The sequence below is a fragment of the Alcanivorax sp. 24 genome (assembly GCF_004360225.1).
GTDB classification, from domain to species: Bacteria; Pseudomonadota; Gammaproteobacteria; order Pseudomonadales; family Alcanivoracaceae; genus Alloalcanivorax; species Alloalcanivorax xiamenensis.
On record NZ_SNUA01000011.1, the window covers coordinates 104,896 to 125,572 of the forward strand.

Sequence of the window (20,677 nt, forward strand, 5' to 3'; positions counted from 1 at the left end):
CCGGGCCGCGACTCACACCGGCCGTTCGGTGTGCATTTTCACCTCTTTGAGTTCGAAGTCGAAAGCGTCGGTGAGCAGGCAGTCGTAGCGCAAGGCGTCGTATTCGAGCAACTCGTTCACTTTGTCGCCGGCGATCACACCCTTGGCCACGGCCACATGCAGCCGTTCCTCCAGGGTTTCCCCATCCAGTTCGCCCTTGCCGTCGGCCTTGAGGAAGGCCAGGTAGGCGGGTTCCACTTCCAGCAGTTTGCGATAGGTGTTTTCCACCCGGCCGATGGCGTCCTCCGGGTCCTCGCAGCGGTAGGTGAAGCTGGCCAGGGATTCCCGCACGCTGGTGGGCTCCATGATCTGATCGCCCACGGTGCGGATCAGATCGTCACCGGGACGCTGGGCGCCGGCCGGGCGGCCGAGCGGGAAGAACCAGCCTTTCAGCAGGCAGCCGACGCCGAACACGCCCAGATTGCGGTAGAACGCTTCCAGGGCCTCGTGGGCCTGGCTCAGGGCGTGGTGCAGGGCGTAGGTGGCATGGGCGTCGTTGGCTTCGTCCCGGGGCAGGGTGCCGTGGTACTTGAGCACGGCACAGGCGATCAGCAACTGGCTGTGGGCGTCGCCAAGCCGGGCACTGAGCAACTCACGCCGCTTGAGGTCACCGCCGAGCAGCGCGAACGCGGCATCGGAGGTGCTCGCCAGCACCGCGCTGTAACGGCTGATCAGACGGTACCAGGGCGTGCTGAAGCTGTCCGCGTTGGCGGGGATATCCGCCAGACGGCTGCCGGTCAGCGCATGGACCAGGCCCCGGCACATATTGCCGATGGTGTGGCCGGCGTGCTTGAGGAACAGCGTCTCGAAGGTCTCCAGGCCGCGCTCTTTGTCTTCGTCCTGCAGGGCGTTGAGCTCGTCGTAGAGGAACGGATGGCAACGCAACGCGCCCTGGCCGAAGATCATCAGCGAGCGGGTGAGGATGTTGGCGCCTTCCACGGTGATGGCGATGGGGATGGCCTGATAAGGCAGCGCCATGAAGTTGCGCGGCCCGGCCTGCACCGCGCGGCCGCTGGCGATGTCCATGCCTCGGTTAATCAGGCGGCGCATCATTTCGGTGGAATGGTACTTGGCCATGGCGGTGACCACCGAGATGGTGCCTTCCTCCAGGCCCCGGGTGACCAGATGGCGGTAGGCCTCCAGGGTGTAGGCGAGGCCGGCCACTTCGGCGGAGGCTTCCTGTACCCCCTCGAACTGCCCCACGGCGGTGTTGAACTGGCGGCGGATGCGGCCGAAGGCGCCGGCGGTCTGGTAGCCCATCTCAGCGCTGGCGGTGGCCAGAGCCGGCAGGGAGACGCCGCGCCCGGCGCCCAGACATTCGATCAGCATGCGCCAGCCTTTGCCGGCCATGTCCGGGCCGCCGATAATGGCGTCCAGGGGCACGAATACGTCGGTGCCGTTGATCGGCCCGTTCATGAACGGAGAGCCGCCGGGGTTGTGGCGCCGGCCGATTTCCACGCCGGGGGTGTTGGCGGGGAGCAGGGCGCAGGTGATGCCCAGCTCTTCCTCGTCGCCAAGCAGATGATCCGGGTCATACAGTTTGAAGGCGAGCCCCACCACGGTGGCGATGGGTGCCAGGGTGATCCAGCGCTTGGCGAAACTCAGGCGCATGCCCAGCACTTCCTCGCCATCCACTTCCTGGGTGCAAACCACACCGCGATCCGGCAGGTTGCTGGCGTCGGAGCCCACTTCCGGGCCGGTCAGGCCGAAGCAGGGGATTTCCTTGCCGGCGGCCAGATCCGGCAGCCAGCGTTGTTTCTGTTCGTCGGTGCCGTATTTGGCCAGCAGTTCGCCCGGGCCGAGGGAGTTGGGCACCATGGCGGTGACGGCGGCGGTCAGTGAACGGGTGGCGATCTTGCTCATCACCCTGCTCTGGGCGTAGGGGCTGAAATCCTTGCCGCCATACTCCTTGGGGATGATCAGGCTGAAGAAGCCTTTGTCCTTGAGGAATTGCCAGACTTCCTCGGGCAGGTCGCGCAGCTCATGATAAATTCGCCATTCATTGAGCATGCCGCAGAGCTGTTCCACCTCGTTGTCGATGAAGGACTGCTCCTCCTCGCTGAGGGTGGTGAAGCGGGTCTTGGAAAAATCATCCCAATCCGGCTTGCCGCTGAACAGCTCGGCCTCGAACCAGGTGGCGCCGGCTTCGATGGCTTCGCGCTCGGTGTCGCCGATCGGCGGCATCACCTTGCCCAGGCTGTTGAATACCGGCTGTACGATCAGCTTGCGGCGCAGTCCCGGGTGGTTGAGCACCACCAGGGCCGCCGCCACCAGAATCAGCAGCAGAGGATTCAACAACCAGCCGGCGAACAGCACGCCAGACAGCAGATACGCCACCACGAAAGTGATGGAGCCGACGGTCAGCGACAGTTGTAAATAGAAAACGGTGATCAGAGTGGCGGCCAGAATCAGCAAGGCCAGCAGACTCAACATGGTCATCTCCTTTGCCAACGTGAATGGCACCGGTGGCATCCGGTGTTGTCCCGTCCGTGTGCGCTCCCCCGCGACGACACTCGGGGACGACTTGAGTCTACCTTTATACCTGTGTTCGCGGGGGCTTTTAACCGTATTTGACGAGATGGCACCGGACGCTAGACGCCGGACGCTAAAGTCAAAACCCGGAGCTGCGGGCGTTGCGGAAATAAAAAAGCGCTTTGGTGCTTGCCAGGGGGTTGGGTCTGGTTTTGCATTACCGGCGTCCGGCGTCCGGCGTCCGGCGTCCGGCGTCCGGCGTCCGGCGTCCGGCGTCCGGCGTCCGGCGTCCGGCGTCCGGCGTCCCCGGATGTCGTTGGCGCGCGGAATTACGTACAATTGCCGCTCTCCCCGGTCCCGACACCCCCGACAGGAGCATTGCGGTGCAAGACAACGCCTCGATCATCGACGTTAACGAACAAAATATTCAGCAGGTGCTGGAAGCCAGTCGGCAGACGCCGGTATTGGTGGATTTCTGGGCGCCCTGGTGCCAGCCCTGCCTGCAGATGGCACCGATTCTGGAAAAACTGGCCGCTGAGTATCAGGGCAAGCTGATTCTGGCCAAGGTCAACGCCGATGAGCAGCAGAATATCGCCGCGCAGTTCGGCGTACGCAGCCTGCCATCCCTGAAACTGGTGTATCAGGGGCAACTGGTGGCCGAGTTGGAGGGGGCCCAGAGCGAAGGGGCGCTGCGCCAATGGCTGGCGCCGGTACTGGATCCGGAAGCCGCCGAGAAAGAGCAGGAAGAAGGGTTTCTTGAGCAGATACGCATGGCCATCGATGCCGGCCACGGCGATCAGGCGGAGCAGGCCCTGCGGCAGACACTGCAGCAACAGCCGGACAAACACGCCTTCCGTGCCCTGCTGGTGGAATTCCTGCTCGGCGAAGGCCGTCAGGACGAGGCGCAGTCGGTGTTGGCGGAAATCGCCGAGGACGTGGAGGAACTGCGCCCGTTCCGTGCCCGGTTCGCCCTGCTGGACAAGCTGCCGGCCGGCAACGAGAGCCTGAAGACGCTGGCCGAACGCATCCAGGCCGACGGCAAGCCGGAGGATCTGCATGCCTATGGGCTGCGCGCTGCCGCCGCCGGCCAGTTCCGTGAAGGGCTGGAAGCCTTGCTGACCTTGTTGCGGGATCATCGTGACTATGAGGAGGGAGTCGCCCGGGCAGCTTTGCTGCAGGTGTTCGACTGCCTGCCCAAGGGCGATCCGCTGGCCAGCGAATACCGTCGCAAGATGTTCACCTATCTGTATTGAGGGGAGGGCTCGCAGGCAGCGCCCGAATCGAGGTCCGTGACCACGGCTGCCCCACCGTGAAGCCGCTGTGGGAAGCGGCCTTGGCCGTGAATGGTCAACCCGGCCGGGCAAAACCGTTCGCTTGCCAGCAAGCTTCCCACAGCGGCGTCGTAGTGCCATCCGTGGGAAGTGGCCTTGGCCGTGAATGGTCAACCCGGCCGGGCAAAACCGTTCGCTTGCCGGCAAGCTTCCCACAGCGGCGTCGTAGTGCCATCCGTGGGAAGCGGCCTTGGCCGTGAATGGTCAATCCTCCCGGGCAAAACCGTTCGCTTGCCAGCAAGCTTCCCACAGTGGCGTCGTAGTGCCGTCCGTGGGAAGTGGCCTTGGCCGTGAATGGTCAACCCGGCCGGGCAAACCGTTCGCTTGCCAGCAAGCTTCCCACAGCGGCGCCGTAGTGCCATCCGTGGGAAGCGGCCTTGGCCGCGAATGGTCAACCCGGCCGGGCAAAACCGTTCGCTTGCCAGCAAGCTTCCCACAGTGGCGCCATAGTGCCATCCGTGGGAAGCGGCCTTGGCCGTGAATGGTCAATCCTCCCGGGCAAAACCGTTCGCTTGCCAGCAAGCTTCCCACAGCGGCGCCGTAGTGCCATCCGTGGGAGGCGGCCTTGGCCGTGAATGGTCAATCCTCCCGGGCAAAACCGTTCGCTTGCCAGCAAGCTTCCCACAGCGGCGCCGTAGTGCCATCCGTGGGAAGCGGCCTTGGCCGCGAATGCCCGCCCGTTGCACTGGTGCCGGGCAGGCAAGGGGGAAGACATCCATCCCGCCCCCATTCCGCACTGATTGATAACACCGAAAGTGCACAATATCGGTGCTAGCCGCTTTTCCGGGGCACCGATATTGTGCGAAACAATGGTGCTCATGCCCTGTAATGCCCGAATTTCGGGCGGTGTCTGCCTGGCTCGATTCTTGTATGCCCTTGTCCGGTGCAATTGGGGCGGGCTGCTTCCCGCTGGTGCAACCGGCCGCCCGGGCGGCCTTCGAGGACCAGGAATTCGATCTATGGGCATATCTCTGATTTCTTCGCGGCGGTGGCTGGGATGGATGGCGGTTTTGCTGCTGCCAGGCGTGGCTTCCGCCGACACCCTGAACCAGGCCGACACCGCCTGGATTCTGACCGCCACCGCACTGGTGTTGTTCATGACCCTGCCGGGGCTGAGCCTGTTCTATGGCGGTCTGGTGCGGGGCCGGAACGTGCTGTCGGTGCTGATGCAGTGTTTCGCCATCGCCTGTCTGGTGTCGCTGATCTGGCTGGTGGCCGGCTATTCCCTGGCGTTCACCGATGGCGGTGCCGCCAACGCCTGGATCGGTGGTCTGGATCTGGCTTTCTTCGCTGGCATGACCCGTGAGAGCCTGTCCGGATCGCTGCCGCTGAGTCTGCACGCGCTGTTTCAGATGACCTTCGCCATCATCACCCCGGCGCTGATCGTCGGTGCTTTCGCCGAGCGCATGCGCTTTGGCGCCATGCTGACGTTCAGCGGCCTCTGGGTGCTGTTGGTATATGTGCCGGTGTGCCACTGGGTGTGGGGCGGCGGCTGGCTGGCCGAATTGGGATTGTACGACTTCGCTGGCGGCACCGTGGTGCATATCACCGCCGGGGTGGCGGCGCTGGTGGCGGCGCTGGAACTGGGACGCCGTAAAGGCTGGCCCGGGCAGGCGATGATGCCGCATAACATGACCATGACGGTGACCGGCGCCGGCATGCTGTGGGTGGGCTGGTTCGGTTTCAACGGCGGTTCCGCCCTGGCCGCCGATGGCAACGCCGCCATGGCCATGCTGGTGACCCATATTTCCGCCGCCGCCGGTTCACTGGCCTGGGTGACCATGGAATATCTCAAGTTTGGCAAACCTTCGGCGTTGGGGATCGCCACCGGCATGGTGGCCGGCCTCGGTACCATTACGCCGGCTTCCGGCTTCGTCGGCCCGGGCGCGGCGCTGGTGATCGGTCTGTGCGCCGGTGTGCTGTGTTTCTACATGGTGCTGGTGGTGAAACAGAAATGGCGCATCGATGATTCCCTGGACGTCTTCCCGGTGCACGGCGTCGGCGGCATCCTCGGCACGCTCCTGGCCGGGGTCTTCGCATCCACCGAACTGGGTGTGTTCTCCGGTTTCGGCTTCGCCAAGCCGGACTACGGCATGCTGCAGCAGGTGGGCGTACAGGCTCTGGGCGTGGTGGTGACCTTTGTCTACACCGCCGTGGTGACCTGGGGTGTTCTAAAGCTGGTGGGACTGTTCTCGCCGCTACGGGTGACGCCGGATGAAGAGACCCAGGGGCTGGATCTGGCGCTGCACGAGGAACGTGGCTATGACCTGTAAGGCGCTGGACGTTTGAGGCAAAGGGCCGGACGCCAGACGCTGGACGCCTGACGCTTTAGAACATCGGATCTTGGAACGTTGCGGATATAAATAGGCGTTTTTAATCCTTGCCAGGGTGTTGGGTCTGGTTTTGCATTATCGGCGTCCGGCGTCCGGCGTCCGGCGTCCGGCGTCCGGCGTCCGGCGTCCGGCGTCCGGCGTCCGGCGTCCGGCGTCCGGCGTCCGGCGTCCGGCGTCCGGCGTCCGGCGTCCGGCGTAACGACAATGCCATGCCGGGACCGTTATGCTCGAAGTATCGCAACGGGAGACCCCGGCATGGAAATCGATCCCTACGGCTGGCCCGCCGCCGGCACCCTGGACGTGCGCAAGCTTTCCACTCTCGCCAGTGAACCGCCTCCACCACTGGAGGAGAGCAGGGAACGATTGCACGAGCACCAGCGGCGGCTGTATGCCTGCCAGCGCTATGGGGTGTTACTGGTGGTGCAGGGGCTGGACGCGGCCGGCAAGGACAGCCTGATCCGTACTTTGGCGCGGGCCATGGACCCGGCGGCGTTTCGTGCCTATTCCTTCGGCCGGCCGCTGGGGAATGAACTCAACCATGACTTTCTCTGGCGGGTATGGCCGCGTTTGCCAGCGCGGGGGCAGGTGGTGGCGTTCAATCGCAGCCACTATGAAGCGGTTCTGGCCGAGCGGCTCTGGCCGGTGGTGGAGGTCCCGGAAGAACCGGACTGGCCGGGGCGTTATCAGGCCATCAACGATTTTGAGCATCATCTGTACCGCGAAGGCACCCGCATCATCAAGGTGTGGCTGAACACCTCGGCGGAAGAGCAGCGCAAGCGTCTGCTCAAGCGCCTCAATAAACCACGCAAGCGTTGGAAATTCGAGCCGGCGGACATTGACAACTGGTTGTCCCGCGACCTGTATCTGGAGCGGGTCAACGAAACGCTGATCGCCACTCATACGGGGCATGCTCCGTGGCATCTGATTCCCAATGATGACAAGGACGACGCCCGTGCCCGGGTGGCGTATTTATTGTCGGAGACCCTGGCGTATCTGGCACCGGATTACCCGCGCGAGAACATTGAATGCATCGACCGGTATCGGGCGTTGCTGGCCGGGCCGGAGGATTGACCTTTTTGGCCTTCATGGACCCGCGTACGGCTATTGCCACCCCCCGAGCCTTTCTATAAGGTACGGGAAAGTTTCGAACGCCCGTTTGAAAAGGAAAGGCGCGTCTCGAAGCCCTATCCCCAGAGCGAGGAGCACATAATGAGCGTTGAATTCCTGTCAGACGAATGGTTCGCGAAAGTGAAGGAAATCCGGGATGCGGCCGGTGACGTGTCCGCGCCGGCGGCCTTGGCCGATCTGGTCATCAACATCACGGTCAGCGGCGACGGCGGCGAAAAAGCCTTGTCACTGGTGGGCGGCATGCTCGAGGAAGGGCATCGGGACGAAGCGCCTACTACCCTGATTCTGCCGGCCGATCTGGCCAAGCGCATCTTCATCGAAGGCGACCAGTCCGCCGGCATGCAGGGCTTCATGAGCGGTCAGATCCGTATCGAAGGTGATATGAGCAAGCTGATGGCGCTGCAGTCCGCCCAGCCCACCGACGATCAGAAGCAACTGATGAAGCAGATTCAGGACATCACCGCCTGACACCGCCTTCTCAGCAAAACGCCCGGTGCCTTCGTGGCCCGGGCGTTTTTTTGTTGACGCCGGACGCCGGACGCCGGACGCCGGACGCTAAAGTCAAAACCCGGGGCTGCGGGCATTGCGGGAATAAAAAAATTGCTGGGAGCAATTTTAACGTCGCTCCGGCTGGGGCTCCCGTATTGCCCGGTTACCTCGAAGACCTCCCTTCGGAGGTGGCTACAGCGCCGCTGTGGGAAGCTTGCTGGCAAGCGAATCGCCAACGGCTCAGGGCATTCGCGGCCAAGCGGAGCGCCGCCCGGGCCGCTTCCCACAGCGGTTTCGTGGCGGACCTGTGGGAGACCAGCTTGCTGGCGAATTCCGACCCTTTGGTGTTGGGATATTCGCTTGCCAGCAAGCTTCCCACAGCGGCTTCGTGGCGGACCTGTGGGAGGCCAGCTTGCTGGCGAATTCCGGTCCTCTGGTGTTGGGATATTCGCTTGCCAGCAAGCTTCCCACAGCGGCTTCGTGGTAGATCCGTGGGAGGCCAGCTTGCTGGCGAATTCCGGTCCTCTGGTGTTGGGATATTCGCTTGCCAGCAAGCTTCCCACAGCGGCTTCGTGGTAGATCCGTGGGAGGCCAGCTTGCTAGCGAGTTCCGGCCCTCTGGTGTTGGGATATTCGCTTGCCAGCAAGCTTCCCACAGCGGCTTCGTGGCGGACCTGTGGGAGGCCAGCTTGCTGGCGAATTCCGGTCCTCTGGTGTTGGGATATTCGCTTGCCAGCAAGCTTCCCACAGCGGCTTCGTGGTAGATCCGTGGGAGGCCAGCTTGCTGGCGAATTCCGGTCCTCTGGTGTTGGGATATTCGCTTGCCAGCAAGCTTCCCACAGCGGCTTCGTGGTAGATCCGTGGGAGGCCAGCTTGCTAGCGAGTTCCGGCCCTCTGGTGTTGGGATATTCGCTTGCCAGCAAGCTTCCCACAGCGGCTTCGTGGCGGACCTGTGGGAGGCCAGCTTGCTGGCGAATTCCGGTCCTCTGGTGTTGGGATATTCGCTTGCCAGCAAGCTTCCCACAGCGGCTTCGTGGCGGACCTGTGGGAGACCCGCTTGCTAGCGAATTCCGGCCCTCTGGTGTTGGGATATTCGCTTGCCAGCAAGCTTCCCACAGCGGCTTCGTGGCGGATCCGTGGGAGGCCAGCTTGCTGGCGAATTCCGGCCCTCTGGTGTTGGGATATTCGCTTGCCAGCAAGCTTCCCACAGCGGCTTCGTGGCGGATCCGTGGGAGGCCAGCTTGCTAGCGAGTTCCGGCCCTCTGGTGTTGGGATATTCGCTTGCCAGCAAGCTTCCCACAGCGGCTTCGTGGTAGATCCGTGGGAGACCGGCTTGCCAGCGAATATAGCGGCTTGGTAGCCCCTTCCGTTACAGACCCGTGCCCATGATTGAAGCGCGGTGGCCCGCCAAACCGCGATGAACCATAAAAAGCGTTTTAGTGCTTGCCAGGGCGTTGTGTCTGGTTTTGCGTTATCGGCGTCCGGCGTCCTCCTTTGGCCTCTCTCTCCGATATCCGCTATCCTCTGCCACCCGACCCGATGTTGCCGGCATGCCCCGGCGACCTTTCCCGACCGGTTCAAGGATACGCCGTGACTCGCGCCAGCGAATTGCTTAACGATGCCGACCATATGGGCCGCCTGCTGGACGATTATCGTCCCCGTGAGCCCCAGTTGCGCATGGCCGACGCGGTGGACGCGGCGATCCGTTCCCATGGCACTTTGCTGGTGGAGGCGGAAACCGGTACCGGCAAGACTCTGGCCTATCTGTTGCCGGCGTTGCTCGGCGACGGTCCGACGTTGGTTTCCACCGGCACCAAGAGTCTCCAGGATCAGCTGTTCTTCAAGGACCTGCCGGTGGTACTCAAGGCACTGCCGGTACCGCGCAAGGTGGCGCTGCTGAAGGGACGCGCCAACTACTTGTGCCCCTATCGCCTGGAACTGCACCAGGAAGAGGCCCGTTTCCTGACCCGGGAAACCGCCGAGCAATTACAGGTGGTGGCCCATTGGGCCGGTCGCACCCGCACCGGCGACATTGCCGAGCTGAAGCAGCTTCCGGAGGATGCGCCAGTATGGCCCTGGGTCACCAGCACCGCGGACAATTGTCTGGGCACGGAGTGCCCGCGCCATTCCGAGTGTCCGCTGATGAATGCCCGGCGGGAAGCACAGGAAGCGGATCTGGTGGTGGTCAATCACCACTTGTTCTTCGCCAACGCGGCTCTGCGTGGGGAAGGGGTGAGCGAGCTGCTGCCCAGCGTCAACGCGGTGATCTTCGACGAGGCACACCAGTTGCCGGAGGTGGCGGCCAATTTCTTCGGTGATTCGCTGAGTACCCGGCAATTGCAGGAATTGGGTCGGGACAGCCTGTCGGAGGCGTCCAGCAGTGCCATGGACGTGGGCGAACTGAATCGCCGCATCAGTGCCCTGGACAAGGCTTGCCAGGACTTCCGGCTTGCTCTTGGCGAACAGGAGCGCCGTGCCCCCTGGTCCGAGGTGGCGGAGTTGGAGGTAGTACAGGAAGCGGGGCAGGTGCTGCGCGAAGCCGCCTCGGAACTGGACGCTTTCCTCAAACCCCATGCCAAGGCCAGCCGGGGGTTGGAGGCCTGTGCCCGGCGCGCCTGGGAGCACCTGCGTACTCTGGAGAATTTGTTGGAGGCGCAGGCACCGAATCGGGTCTATTGGTTCGAGACGTTCCGCCGCACCGTGGTGCTGCACGGCACGCCGTTGTCGGTGGCGGCGCAACTGCGGGCTCAGCGGGAGCAGCATCCGTGCGCCTGGGTGCTGACCTCCGCCACCCTGTCGGTGGCGGGTCGTTTCGAGCATTTACAGAAGCGGCTGGGACTGGACGAGGCCGAGACGCTGCGTCTGGAGAGCCCGTTCGACTTTAAGCGCCAGGCGGTGTTCTACGCCCCGGATGGCCTGCCGCCGCCGTCGTCGCCGAACTATACCGCCGCGCTGGCCGAAGCCATGGTGCCGGTGATCGAAGCCGCCGAAGGGCGGACGTTCTTTCTGTTCACCAGCCACCGGGCGTTGCGCGAAGCCGCCGGTATTCTGCGCCAGCGTCTGAGTTACCCGTTGCTGGTGCAGGGCGAGGCCGGTCGGCGGGAATTGCTGGACGAATTCCGGCGTTTGGGCAACGCGGTGCTGCTCGGCACCAGCAGCTTCTGGGAAGGCATCGACGTGCGGGGCGACGCGCTCAGCTGTGTCATAATCGACAAGCTGCCATTCGCCTCACCGGGCGATCCGGTGGCGGCGGCTCGCATCGAGTACATTAATCGCAATGGCGGTAACGCCTTTCGTGATTACCAGCTGCCGCAGGCGGTATTGGCCCTGCGTCAAGGGGCTGGCCGTCTGATTCGCGACCCGCGGGACACCGGCCTGCTGGTGGTGGCGGATCCGCGCCTGCTTGGCAAGGGCTACGGGCGCATGTTCATCGACAGCTTGCCGGGCATGACCCGCACCCGCAAGCTGGAGGTGGTGAAACGTTTTTTCGATTACATCAGGAATCGCTGACCGTGTTCCGCCGCATCGGCTCAGCCGCCTTCTCGGGAGTAGCCAGCCAATGACCCGTATTGTCGCCATCGAAACCGCCACTGACGCCTGCTCCGTGGCGCTATGGCAGGACGGTGCCGTATTGGAAAAGTTCGAGCCCGGGGCGCGCCGGCAAACCGAACGGGTATTGCCGATGGTGGAGGAACTCCTGGCGGAAGCGGGTATCGAACTCTCCTCGGTGGACGCGCTGGCGTTTGGCCAGGGCCCGGGCTCCTTCACCGGGGTACGCGTCGCCACCTCGGTGGTGCAGGGGCTGGCCTTTTCACTGGACTTGCCGGTGGTCGGGGTCTCCACCCTGGCATCCTGTGCCCTGGCTGCCCATGATCTCCAGCCCCGCTTTCGGCGGATCGCCGCGACGTTCGACGCACGCATGGGTGAAGTCTATTTCGGCGCTTATCGCTGCGGCGGGGATGAAGCGGAACCGCTGTGTGACGAGGGCGTATTCGCACCGGAACAGGTTCCCGTGCTGGACGGCGGCGACTGGCTGCTGGCTGGCTCCGGAGCGATTTATCAGGACGCGCTGAGCGGCAGGCTGACCTGGGCCGGAATGGACGCCGAGGCGATGCCTCGCGCGGCCACCGTGGCCCGGCTGGCGGTGGCGGCGGTACGGGAAGGTCGCACCGTGCCGGCGGAGCAGGCGCAGCCGGTTTATTTGCGCGATCGGGTGGTTCAGATAGGGAGAAAGTAATGATCGAGTGGGATTTGCCGGACGTGCACCATCTGCAGGTGGTGGTGCCGAAGCAGGCGATTGATGTCATGGGCCACGTCAACAACACCGAGTATCTGCGTTTCATGGAGCAGATCGCCTGGCACCACACCCAGGCGCTGGGGCTGGGCTGGGATAAATACCAGCAGCTCAACCGGGGCATGGTGGCGCGCCGTACCGAAGTGGATTATCTGGCGCCGGCGTTTGAAGGGGAGTCATTGCTGATCGGTACCTGGATCGTGGAGAACGACGAACGTATCAGCATTACCCGCCGTTACCAAATCATCCGTGAATCCGATGGCCTGACGCTGCTGCGTGGCCGCACTCGCTGGGTATGCGTGGCGTTGGATTCCGGTAAACCTCGCCGCATGCCGCCGGAATTTTTGTCCGGTTACCAACTTACCGCCCGGGAAGACTGAGCCGAATGGATGCTTTTCAAGCCGTTATCCTGGCCCTGATTCAGGGGCTTACCGAATTCCTGCCCATCTCCAGCTCCGCTCATTTGATTCTGCCCTCGGCGTTGTTCGGCTGGCCCGATCAGGGGCTGGCCTTTGACGTGGCGGTGCACCTGGGAACCCTGTTGGCGGTGGTGGTGTATTACCGCCGGGATCTGGTGGCGATGACCGGCGGCAGCCTCAAGGGCGTTCGCACTGGCACCATGAACAACGAGCTGCGTCTGACCCTGCTGGTGGGGTTGGCGACGATTCCGGCGGTGGCCGCCGGTTTTCTGGCCAAGGATCTGATCGAAAACGAGCTGCGCTCGGCCACGGTGATCGCGGTCACCACGGTGCTCTTCGGGGTACTGCTGTGGCTCGCCGACGTGCTGGGTGCGCGTCGGCGTGGTACCGAAACGATGGGCGTGGGCAGCGCCTTGCTGATTGGCGTGGCGCAGGCGCTGGCCTTGATCCCTGGCACCTCGCGCAGCGGTGTCACCATCACCGCGGCGCTGGCGTTGGGCTTTCGCCGTGAAGACGCGGCCCGCTTTTCCTTTCTGATGTCGATACCGGTGATTCTTGGCGCCGGCCTGCTCAAGGCCAAGGATCTGGCGGAGAGTGCGGTGCCGGTGGACTGGCTGCATCTGATCCTGGGCGTGGCGGTCAGTGGGGTAGTCGCTTATCTGACCATTGTGTTTTTCCTGCGCTTGCTGGATCGCATTGGCATGCTGCCGTTCATGGTTTATCGGCTGCTGCTCGGCGGCGTGCTGTTCTACGTTATTTATTCGGGAACGGTGCTGTCTTGATACCGCTGGCCTGTCTCCCCGGCGCCCCGGATCTGAAGGACGTTCCCCGTCTTGAGGATGCGGAGCGGGCCCGGGAGCAAGGCGTTGAACTGGTGTTGGGGCGCGTCGACGACCGTCTCTCCTTGTGGGCGCCGGCACGGAAGGCGGCGCCTTTGTGCGTGGATTTCCTCGGTGGCCGCCAGGGGTATCGCCTGGCGGCGGACCGGGTGCGTCATGAGCGGTTGATCAAGGCGCTGGGGAAAGTCATCGGGACGCCGGCGCGGGTTTGTGATCTCACCACCGGTCTCGGGCGCGATTCCGCGTTGATGGCTCAGGCCGGTTTTCAGGTTCTGATGGTGGAACGCGAGCCGGTGTTGCACGCCTTGCTGGTGGATGGTTTGGCTCGTGCCGCCGGCACGCCGTTGGCATCCCATCTCACGCTGTTGCCGCTATCGGATGCGCGGGACCTGGTGGCCGCGTTGACCGGGCCGTTCCACGCGGTGTTTCTTGATCCGATGTTCCCGCCCAGGGAGAAAAGCGCGGCGGTGAAACAGGATCTGCGCTGGTTACAGCAGCTTTGCCGGTACCCGGACCAGGACGAAGAACAGGCGCTACTGGCGCTGGCGCGGGGATTGGATGCCCGCAAGGTGGTGGTCAAGCGCCCGCGCCGGGCGCCGCCGCTGGCGGCGGTGGCGGCTTCGCACAGTCTCGAGGGAAAGACCGTTCGCTTCGATGTTTACACGTGATGAGCGCTGAAAAGAGATCGAGGTCACCCCTCATTCGCGAGCAAGCTCGCTTCCCACAGCGGTGTTCCGAAGCCTCTGTGGGAAGCGAGCTTGCTCGCGAATGGGGTTGCCCGCAAAAGAGCAGGTCCGCAACGGTGGGACGTCACTGGTTTACGGACCGCGACCTCTTTAAGCGGACGTCTGGCTGTCCGGCTCCTCCGCCAGGGCGCGTTCCAGCTCCGGGACCCGTGTCACCCGCTGGATCGCCTGGCTGACGTCGGTACTGAGGATACGGCGGGCCTCGTCATCGAGAGCTCGCAGATGGTCGCCGAACTGCAGCATGCCGGCCTCGTCCTTCCACACCAGCCCGGTATCCAGCAGCTGCTGGATGAAGGTGCGCAACACCACCTTGTCGAAAAACTCCGGTGAGTTGAATTCATACAGCAGCGACAGCCTTTGCGTGGTGCGGCTGGCCAGTTCCGCCAGTTGCTCCGCTTCCAGCCGGCCGCCACCGTATTGCACCAGCAGGCGAATGGTCAGATAATAACGCTCCAGGGAGGGCATCACCGTCTGGCCGAGATGGGCCAGCATGTCCGACGCCACGGTGTGAATCGGCGCGCCATGCAGACAATCGCCGTCGCGTTCCACCAGACCGTGCGCTTCCAGCATGCCGACGATGCGATTGACGGCGTCGGTCAGTTCGTCGCCTTCCTGCCAGTGCAGGAAATACTCGTTACGGAAGAACGGGTAGAGCAGGGCGACCATGCGGTGCAGGGTATCCTGACTCAGGCTGCGGGCATTGAAGAACAGCGAACAAATCAATCCCGGCAATACGAACAAATGCAGGCTGTTGTTGCGCACGTAGGCCATCTGCAGCGCGGTGGCCGGATCCGTGGTGACCACATCACCGAGAGGGTGGGACACCCGCAGCAGAAACTCGTGCTTGAGCCCGTATTCGATCAGGGTATCGGCGTCGGTGTCCGCCAGGCAGGCGGTGTCACTGTAGGGCGCTTCGTTCAGCAGCGTGATGTACAGCTGCAATTGCTGCCGCAGCTGTTGCAGATCCATGGTGTGTTTGGGCGTTGCCAATAGTGCCAGACTGATCAGGTTGACCGGATTGGCCACCGCGGCGGCGTTGATGCGCGTGGCCACCTCCTGGCCCAAGGCGTTGACCGCGTGTTTGAACCAGTCTGGTGACTCCTGGGCGCTCAGGGTCTCGGCGCGCCATCCTTCCCGGTGGTCATCAAGGAAGTCCACCAGCTTGATCGGTTCACCGAAGTTCACATGCACCTGACCGAAGTGGCTGCGCAGCACCTTCACGGATTTCAGCAGACCGAAAACGGATTCCTTTTTCTTTTTCTTGCCATGCAGCTCGCCAATATAGGAACCACCTTCGATGACCTTTTCGTAACCCACATAAACGGGCACGAAGGCAATTGGCTTACGGGCGTCACGGAGAAAACTGCGCAATGTCATCGCCAGCATGCCGGTGCGTGGCTGCAACATGCGGCCGCTGCGGCTGCGGCCGCCTTCGATGAAGTATTCGATGGAAAATCCGCGCGCGGTGATGGTGTGCAAATACTCATAGAACACCGCTGAGTAGAGCGGATTGTCGCGGAAGCTGCGGCGCATGAAGAAGGCGCCGCCACGTCGCAGAATGGTGCCCACCACCGGCAGATTGAGATTGATGCCGGCGGCGATGTGCGGGGGCACCAGGCCGTTCCGGTAGACCACGAACGACAGCAATAAATAGTCGATGTGGCTGCGGTGGCAGGGCACATAGATGACCTCGTGGTCTCGCGCCACCTGGGTCAGATTGTCCAGATTGTAGAGACGAATGCCGTCGTAAAGGCGGTTCCATAGCCAGTTGAGAAACAGCTCCAGCGCCCGGATTACCGTGTGGGAATAATCGGCGGCGATTTCCAGCGCGTAGCCACGGGCGCGGGCGGTGACTTTCTCTTCCTTGTCCTCGCTGCTGGCCATCTCCTCCTGGATGGCCTGACGTACCGCCGGAGACTGAATGATGTCGTTGGTCAGGGTGCGCCGGTGAGACAAGTCGGGGCCGATGGCCGCTTCCTGCTGACGGCGGAAGTGCACCCGCAGAACACGGGAGGTCTTGCGTACCACCTGATCCTCGTCATCGGATTGGTCGGCGAGCACGCGCAGGGACACCGGCGGGCTGAACTGCAGGTACAGATCCCGGCCCTGGGTGAGGATGATAAGAAACTTCTTGATGAAACCCGGTGGTGCCCAGGTATCGGAGAACAGAATCCGCCACAGGGAGTTTTCTTTTTCCGGCTGTCGTCCCCAGAACACCGACACCGGCACCAGTTGCACGTCCATGTCCGGGTTGTCGTGCAGGGCGCGCACCAGTTTCCGCAGGCGTGGCGGCACCAGGGCATCCCGTTGACGAGTGCCGGTCACTCCGCGCTTATACAGGTAGAAATAGTTGCGGCGCAGATGCTGTTTGCCCAGACTGAGAGAGGAATTGGCGGGGCTCAGTTTCTGCTTTCGGGTGGCCTGATGCACCACCGCCGCGTCCGCCACGGAACGGTCGCGCATTACATAGACCACCGGTTTGTTCGGGTCCAGTTGCAGTTCTTCGGGATCCGCCGGTAGCGCGGTGGCACGGGTGCACAGCCGCATGAAGGCGCGGATCAGCAAAAACAACAGTCGGTCGAGGCCTAGCCATGGACTCATAAAGCGAGCTCTTGGGTATCCGGGTAGAGGTCGATTCTACCGGACCGGGGCCGGGAGCGCCCACCATGATGATTCGCACTGGCGCGGCGCCCGGCCGCGTCCGCGGTCATGGCCTTGCCCGAATCGATTAACCTTGCCGCTCGTATGGTATTTCCGTTCGCAATCCGCGATCATCCTGATTCGCGATACCCCCGTATTAAAGGAGTAACCCGTGTTCGAGCACCAGGCCGGCCTGTTTGACCGTCACTATACCCATCATCTTTTTCTTGAGTTTGCCCTCGGCGCGGGCGCCGACATGGACGAGATTCGCCTGGCTTTGCGCGAGGTGCTGGCGCGGGCACCAGCCAATACCCCGTTGTTGATGGCGTTCGGTCCCGGGTTATGGCGGAAGCTGTCACGGGCCTTCACCTTCCCGCCGTTTTCTCTGGAGGGCAAGGCGCCCTCCACCCAGGGGGACTTGCTGATCTGGATCCAGGCGGAGAACCCCAGTGACCTGTTCGATACCGGCCTGGCGGCGTCACGGCGGTTGCGCGCGGCCCTGGCGTTGCAGCTGGAAGTGCAGGGTTTTGTTTACCACGATATGCGCGATCTGTCCGGCTTCGTCGATGGCATCGGCAACCCCACCGGCGACAAGGCCCTGGCCGCGGCGGTGATTCCGGAGGGACAACCCGGAGCGGGTGGCAGTTGGATGATCACGCAGAAATGGGTGCACAAGCTGGAAAACTTCCAGGCTTTGCCGGTGGAAGAGCAGGAAAAGGTGTTCGGCCGCACCAAAGTCGACGCGGTGGAGTTCGATGAAGAGAGCATGCCGGACAATTCCCATGTGGGCCGCACCGACGTGGATCATGAGGGTGTGCCACAGAAAATCTGGCGCCGGTCGGTGCCTTATGGCACCACCACCGAACACGGTTCCTACTTCATTGCATTCACCTGTGAACGGGAACGTTTTGAGTTCCTGCTGCGGCGGATGTACGGCATGATCGATGGCGTCCGCGATCGCCTGCTGGATTACAGCAGGCCGGTCACGGGTTCCTGGTGGTACGCGCCCAGTCAGGAATGGCTGAGCGCACTCTGAACGGCCGCCAAGCGGGCGGGCAGGACGGCGTCGCGCCGCCGCCCGCACCGGCGCCGGCTCCGCGCCCCCTTACCGGCGTCCTGCTGATGGCCGCCGGCGTCGGCATCTTGCCGGTGATGGACAGTCTGGCCAAACACCTCAGCGATGAGTACCACGTGGTTCAGGTCACCTGGGCTCGCTATCTGTTCCATTTTCTGCTGCTGGGCGCGTTGTTATTATGGCGTCTGCCGTTGTCCGCGTTGATTCCCCACCATGCCGGTCTGCAGGTTATCCGCAGTGCTTTCCTGCTCAGTACCACTCTTTGTTATTTCGGTGCCATTGCCTTTTTGCCGCTCGCCAATGCCCTGGCTCTGGCGTTTCTCGGGCCGCTGGTCAGTACCGCTCTGGCACCCCTGATTCTGGGGGAAAGCGCCGGCCCGCGTCGCTGGATCGCGGTGGCGGTGGGTTTTCTTGGCACTCTGGTGGTGATCCGTCCCGGCTGGGGGGAGTTCCACTGGGCTTCCTTGCTGGGCTTGGGGGCGGGCGTGTCCTATGGACTTTACCAACTCACCACCCGGCGCCTGTCCGGCAGCGGCCGCCCCTCGGTGACTCTGTTTTACACCTCGGTATTCGGTCTGGCGGTGCTCAGTCTGGTCGTGCCGCTGGTCTGGCGCTGGCCGGAGCCCGCCAGCTGGGGGCTGATGCTGTTGATGGGGTCGGTGGGCGCATTGGCGCACTTCCTCATCATCCGTGCCTTCGAGTACGCCAGTGCCCCGGTGTTGTCCCCGGTCAGTTATATGGAAATGGTCTCCGCCGTTACCCTGGGCTGGCTGATCTTCGGCGACTTCCCCGACGCCTGGACCTGGGCCGGTATTGGCCTGATCGTGGTCAGCGGACTATTGATTGTTATCTGGGAATGATAAGAGCTGTTGACAGTTGATAGTGGACAGTTGACAGCGGAAAGAAATGCGGAAGTGCAAAAGCCATTTGCGTATCAACAAAGTCGATTCATGCCTTTTCTGTGGGAAGCTTGCTTGCAAGCGAATGCCGTCAAGCGCCTGAACGAGCCCCATTCGCTTGCAAGCAAGCTTCCCACAGCGGCTAAAGATCACCTGTTTTTGTTTTCCGCTGTCAACTGTCCACTATCAACTGTCAACTCTGTTTATTTCTGTTTCCCAAACATTTTCCAGACAAGGAACGGAGTCAGCTTCAGGCTGGCGCCGAGCCATTGCAGCGGGTTTTTGGGGAAGGCGAAACGCAGGGCGTTGAGCAATCCTTTGTAGGTGGCGCGGTCGAAGGGGTACCACCAGAGGTTGCGTTTGGCCGGCAGCAGGTCCCAGTTTATGGCCTTGACGTGGGTCATTTCCTCCAGGCCTTCCGGACCGTGGGTGCGGCCGATGCCGGATTCCTTCCAGCCGCCCCAGGGCGTTTCCGACAGGCCATGACTGTAGAGGTGGTCATTGAGGGTGGTGACGCCGGATTCCAGCCGGGCGGCAAGGGCGCGGCCCTTGTTGTTGTCGCGGGTCCAGATCGAGGAGGTCAGGGCCAGTTTGGAGTCGTTGGCTTTTTCCAGGGCGTCCTCGGCGCTGGCCACCGCGGTGACGGCAATGATCGGGCCGAAGGTTTCCTCGCGCATCACCAGCATGTCGTCGGTGACCTGGGTGAGCAGCGTGGCGGGCAGAAAATAACCGTTTTCCACCTCGCCCACCGGTTGTGACTGAGCCTCGATGCGCGCGCCTTTGGCGAGGGCGTCTTCCAGGTGCTGTTCCACCGTGCGTTTCTGGCCTTCGGTGGTGAGGCTGCCAATGTCCACCGGGATGCTTTTATCGTTGCCGGGACCGTGGCGCAGGGCGCGGGTTTTCTTCGCCAGTAACCCGATGAAGTCGTCGTACACCGAGGCTTCCACATAGACGCGCTCGACGCCGCCGCAGCTTTGCCCGGCGTTCTGGTAACCGGCCCAGGCGGCGCCGTTGGTGGCCCGCTCCAGGTCGGCGTCGGCCAGCACGATCATCGGGTCGTTGCCGCCCAGTTCCAGTGACAACGGCGTCAGTGTTTGCGCGGCCTGGGCCATCAGTACCTTGCCGGCGTTGACGCTGCCGGTGAAGAACAGCTTGTCCACGCCGTTCTCAAAGAAGGCGGTGGCCACCGCCGAGCCGGAGCCGACGATGTGCTGGAACAACCCGTCCGGCAACCGGCCGGCCTCGACGATGCCCTCGATGGCGCGGCCCACCGCCGGGGTGGCGGCGGCCACCTTCAGCAGCACGGCGTTACCGGCCATCAGGCCCATGATGATTTCACCGAACGGAATCGACAGCGGGTAGTTCCAGGGGCTGATAATGCCCACCACACCCAGGGGAAGGCGGCGGATCTCGGTGCGTTTATTGGCGAACAACAGACTGCCACCGGGGCGGCGTTTCGGAGCCAGGACTTTCTCCGCGTTGCGACTGTACCACTGGCAGGCGAGGGCGCAGGGCAGCACTTCGGTGGCCAGGGCATCGACCAGGGTTTTGCCGTTGCTTTCGCTCACCACTCGCGCCAGTTCCTCGGCGTTGTCGCGAATGTAATTGCGCATACGCTTGATGTGGACGGCGCGTTCCTTGAACGATTTGGCGGCCCAGATCCGCTGCGCCTGACGCGCCTTCTCGAAACGCTCCGGCAGAGTCGTGAGGTCGGTTTCATTGAGCTCGGCTACGGCTTTGCCGGTGGCGGGGTTGGTGTCGATCACGACGGTCATGGCTACGGCTCCGGCGGCGGTATTGAATCACTGACGGTCATGGTGGAGTGATCGGCAAAGCCATGCCATGGCCGGGGCGCCCGGGAGGGGCGGATTGGACGCCAGGAATGAGAGCCGCCGTGGGAAGCTTGCTTGCAAGCGAATGGGGTTACTTCGGGCGTTGACAATATTCGCTTGCAAGCAAGCTTCCCACAGCGGC

At 63.1% G+C, this 20,677-nt stretch carries 14 protein-coding genes; 11 read left to right on the forward strand and 3 right to left on the reverse strand.

Annotated elements, in window-relative coordinates; all coding sequences use genetic code 11:
* Nucleotides 1-12: 12 nt before the first annotated feature.
* The gene (locus E0L37_RS15075; RefSeq protein WP_205655630.1) at nucleotides 13-2,472 is read right to left on the reverse strand and encodes an acyl-CoA dehydrogenase; all 2,460 of its coding nucleotides are present in this window, start codon (nucleotides 2,470-2,472) and stop codon (nucleotides 13-15) included.
* 422 nt (nucleotides 2,473-2,894) lie between these two features.
* On the opposite strand from E0L37_RS15075, the gene trxA reads away from it, so the two are divergent.
* From trxA to E0L37_RS15130, 9 genes are all read left to right on the forward strand, one after another.
* The gene (gene trxA, locus E0L37_RS15085; protein WP_133492537.1) at nucleotides 2,895-3,764 is read left to right on the forward strand and encodes a thioredoxin; all 870 of its coding nucleotides are present in this window, start codon (nucleotides 2,895-2,897) and stop codon (nucleotides 3,762-3,764) included.
* A gap of 1,037 nt (nucleotides 3,765-4,801) precedes the next feature.
* A complete protein-coding gene (locus E0L37_RS15090; RefSeq protein ID WP_205655631.1) occupies nucleotides 4,802-6,115 on the forward strand; it encodes an ammonium transporter in 1,314 nt (437 codons plus the stop codon).
* Between the two features lie 315 nt (nucleotides 6,116-6,430).
* On the forward strand, nucleotides 6,431-7,246 hold the full coding sequence (locus tag E0L37_RS15100) for a polyphosphate kinase 2 family protein (RefSeq protein WP_133492538.1): 816 nt from the start codon (nucleotides 6,431-6,433) through the stop codon (nucleotides 7,244-7,246).
* Between the two features lie 138 nt (nucleotides 7,247-7,384).
* The gene (locus tag E0L37_RS15105) at nucleotides 7,385-7,771 is read left to right on the forward strand and encodes an SCP2 sterol-binding domain-containing protein (RefSeq protein WP_133492539.1); all 387 of its coding nucleotides are present in this window, start codon (nucleotides 7,385-7,387) and stop codon (nucleotides 7,769-7,771) included.
* 1,610 nt (nucleotides 7,772-9,381) lie between these two features.
* Nucleotides 9,382-11,301: an ATP-dependent DNA helicase gene (locus E0L37_RS15110; RefSeq protein WP_133492540.1), complete on the forward strand. Its 1,920-nt coding sequence runs from the start codon at nucleotides 9,382-9,384 to the stop codon at nucleotides 11,299-11,301.
* Between the two features lie 49 nt (nucleotides 11,302-11,350).
* Nucleotides 11,351-12,028 carry a tRNA (adenosine(37)-N6)-threonylcarbamoyltransferase complex dimerization subunit type 1 TsaB gene (gene tsaB, locus E0L37_RS15115; protein WP_133492541.1) on the forward strand — a complete coding sequence of 226 codons (678 nt, stop codon included), beginning with the start codon at nucleotides 11,351-11,353 and terminating at the stop codon, nucleotides 12,026-12,028.
* Nucleotides 12,028-12,465 (forward strand): thioesterase family protein, encoded by a 438-nt coding sequence (locus tag E0L37_RS15120; protein WP_133492542.1) that lies wholly within the window; start codon nucleotides 12,028-12,030, stop codon nucleotides 12,463-12,465. Before tsaB ends, E0L37_RS15120 begins: the two co-directional genes overlap by 1 nt.
* Nucleotides 12,466-12,470: 5 nt before the next feature.
* Nucleotides 12,471-13,286, forward strand: coding sequence for an undecaprenyl-diphosphate phosphatase (locus E0L37_RS15125; protein WP_133492543.1), 816 nt, complete (start codon nucleotides 12,471-12,473; stop codon nucleotides 13,284-13,286).
* Nucleotides 13,283-14,011 carry a class I SAM-dependent methyltransferase gene (locus tag E0L37_RS15130; protein ID WP_236564143.1) on the forward strand — a complete coding sequence of 243 codons (729 nt, stop codon included), beginning with the start codon at nucleotides 13,283-13,285 and terminating at the stop codon, nucleotides 14,009-14,011. Before E0L37_RS15125 ends, E0L37_RS15130 begins: the two co-directional genes overlap by 4 nt.
* A 168-nt stretch (nucleotides 14,012-14,179) precedes the next feature.
* Here the strand turns inward: E0L37_RS15130 and plsB are convergent, their stop codons facing one another.
* Nucleotides 14,180-16,690 carry a glycerol-3-phosphate 1-O-acyltransferase PlsB gene (gene plsB, locus E0L37_RS15135; RefSeq protein WP_133492544.1) on the reverse strand — a complete coding sequence of 837 codons (2,511 nt, stop codon included), beginning with the start codon at nucleotides 16,688-16,690 and terminating at the stop codon, nucleotides 14,180-14,182.
* A 211-nt stretch (nucleotides 16,691-16,901) separates the two neighbouring features.
* On the opposite strand from plsB, the gene E0L37_RS15140 reads away from it, so the two are divergent.
* Both E0L37_RS15140 and E0L37_RS15145 read left to right on the forward strand, forming a co-directional pair.
* Complete coding sequence (locus E0L37_RS15140; protein WP_133492545.1) at nucleotides 16,902-17,765, forward strand: Dyp-type peroxidase; 864 nt, start codon at nucleotides 16,902-16,904, stop codon at nucleotides 17,763-17,765.
* Entirely contained in the window at nucleotides 17,747-18,664 is a 918-nt protein-coding gene (locus E0L37_RS15145; RefSeq protein ID WP_133492546.1) for a DMT family transporter, read from the forward strand. Before E0L37_RS15140 ends, E0L37_RS15145 begins: the two co-directional genes overlap by 19 nt.
* A 242-nt stretch (nucleotides 18,665-18,906) precedes the next feature.
* On the opposite strand, the gene E0L37_RS15150 is transcribed toward E0L37_RS15145, so the two are convergent.
* Nucleotides 18,907-20,478, reverse strand: a complete 1,572-nt coding sequence (locus tag E0L37_RS15150) for an aldehyde dehydrogenase family protein (RefSeq protein ID WP_133492547.1) — start codon at nucleotides 20,476-20,478, stop codon at nucleotides 18,907-18,909.
* Nucleotides 20,479-20,677: the final 199 nt, after the last annotated feature.

Bases quoted from the DNA above. Each gene is read 5' to 3' on its own strand.
- E0L37_RS15075 (WP_205655630.1), bottom strand. From the start codon at position 2,472: ATGTTGAGTCTGCTGGCCTTGCTGATTCTGGCCGCCACTCTGATCACC.
- E0L37_RS15090 (WP_205655631.1), top strand. From the start codon at position 4,802: ATGGGCATATCTCTGATTTCTTCGCGGCGGTGGCTGGGATGGATGGCG.
- E0L37_RS15100 (WP_133492538.1), top strand. From the start codon at position 6,431: ATGGAAATCGATCCCTACGGCTGGCCCGCCGCCGGCACCCTGGACGTG.
- E0L37_RS15105 (WP_133492539.1), top strand. From the start codon at position 7,385: ATGAGCGTTGAATTCCTGTCAGACGAATGGTTCGCGAAAGTGAAGGAA.
- tsaB (WP_133492541.1), top strand. From the start codon at position 11,351: ATGACCCGTATTGTCGCCATCGAAACCGCCACTGACGCCTGCTCCGTG.
- E0L37_RS15120 (WP_133492542.1), top strand. From the start codon at position 12,028: ATGATCGAGTGGGATTTGCCGGACGTGCACCATCTGCAGGTGGTGGTG.
- E0L37_RS15125 (WP_133492543.1), top strand. From the start codon at position 12,471: ATGGATGCTTTTCAAGCCGTTATCCTGGCCCTGATTCAGGGGCTTACC.
- plsB (WP_133492544.1), bottom strand. From the start codon at position 16,690: ATGAGTCCATGGCTAGGCCTCGACCGACTGTTGTTTTTGCTGATCCGC.
- E0L37_RS15145 (WP_133492546.1), top strand. From the start codon at position 17,747: ATGGCTGAGCGCACTCTGAACGGCCGCCAAGCGGGCGGGCAGGACGGC.
- E0L37_RS15150 (WP_133492547.1), bottom strand. From the start codon at position 20,478: ATGACCGTCGTGATCGACACCAACCCCGCCACCGGCAAAGCCGTAGCC.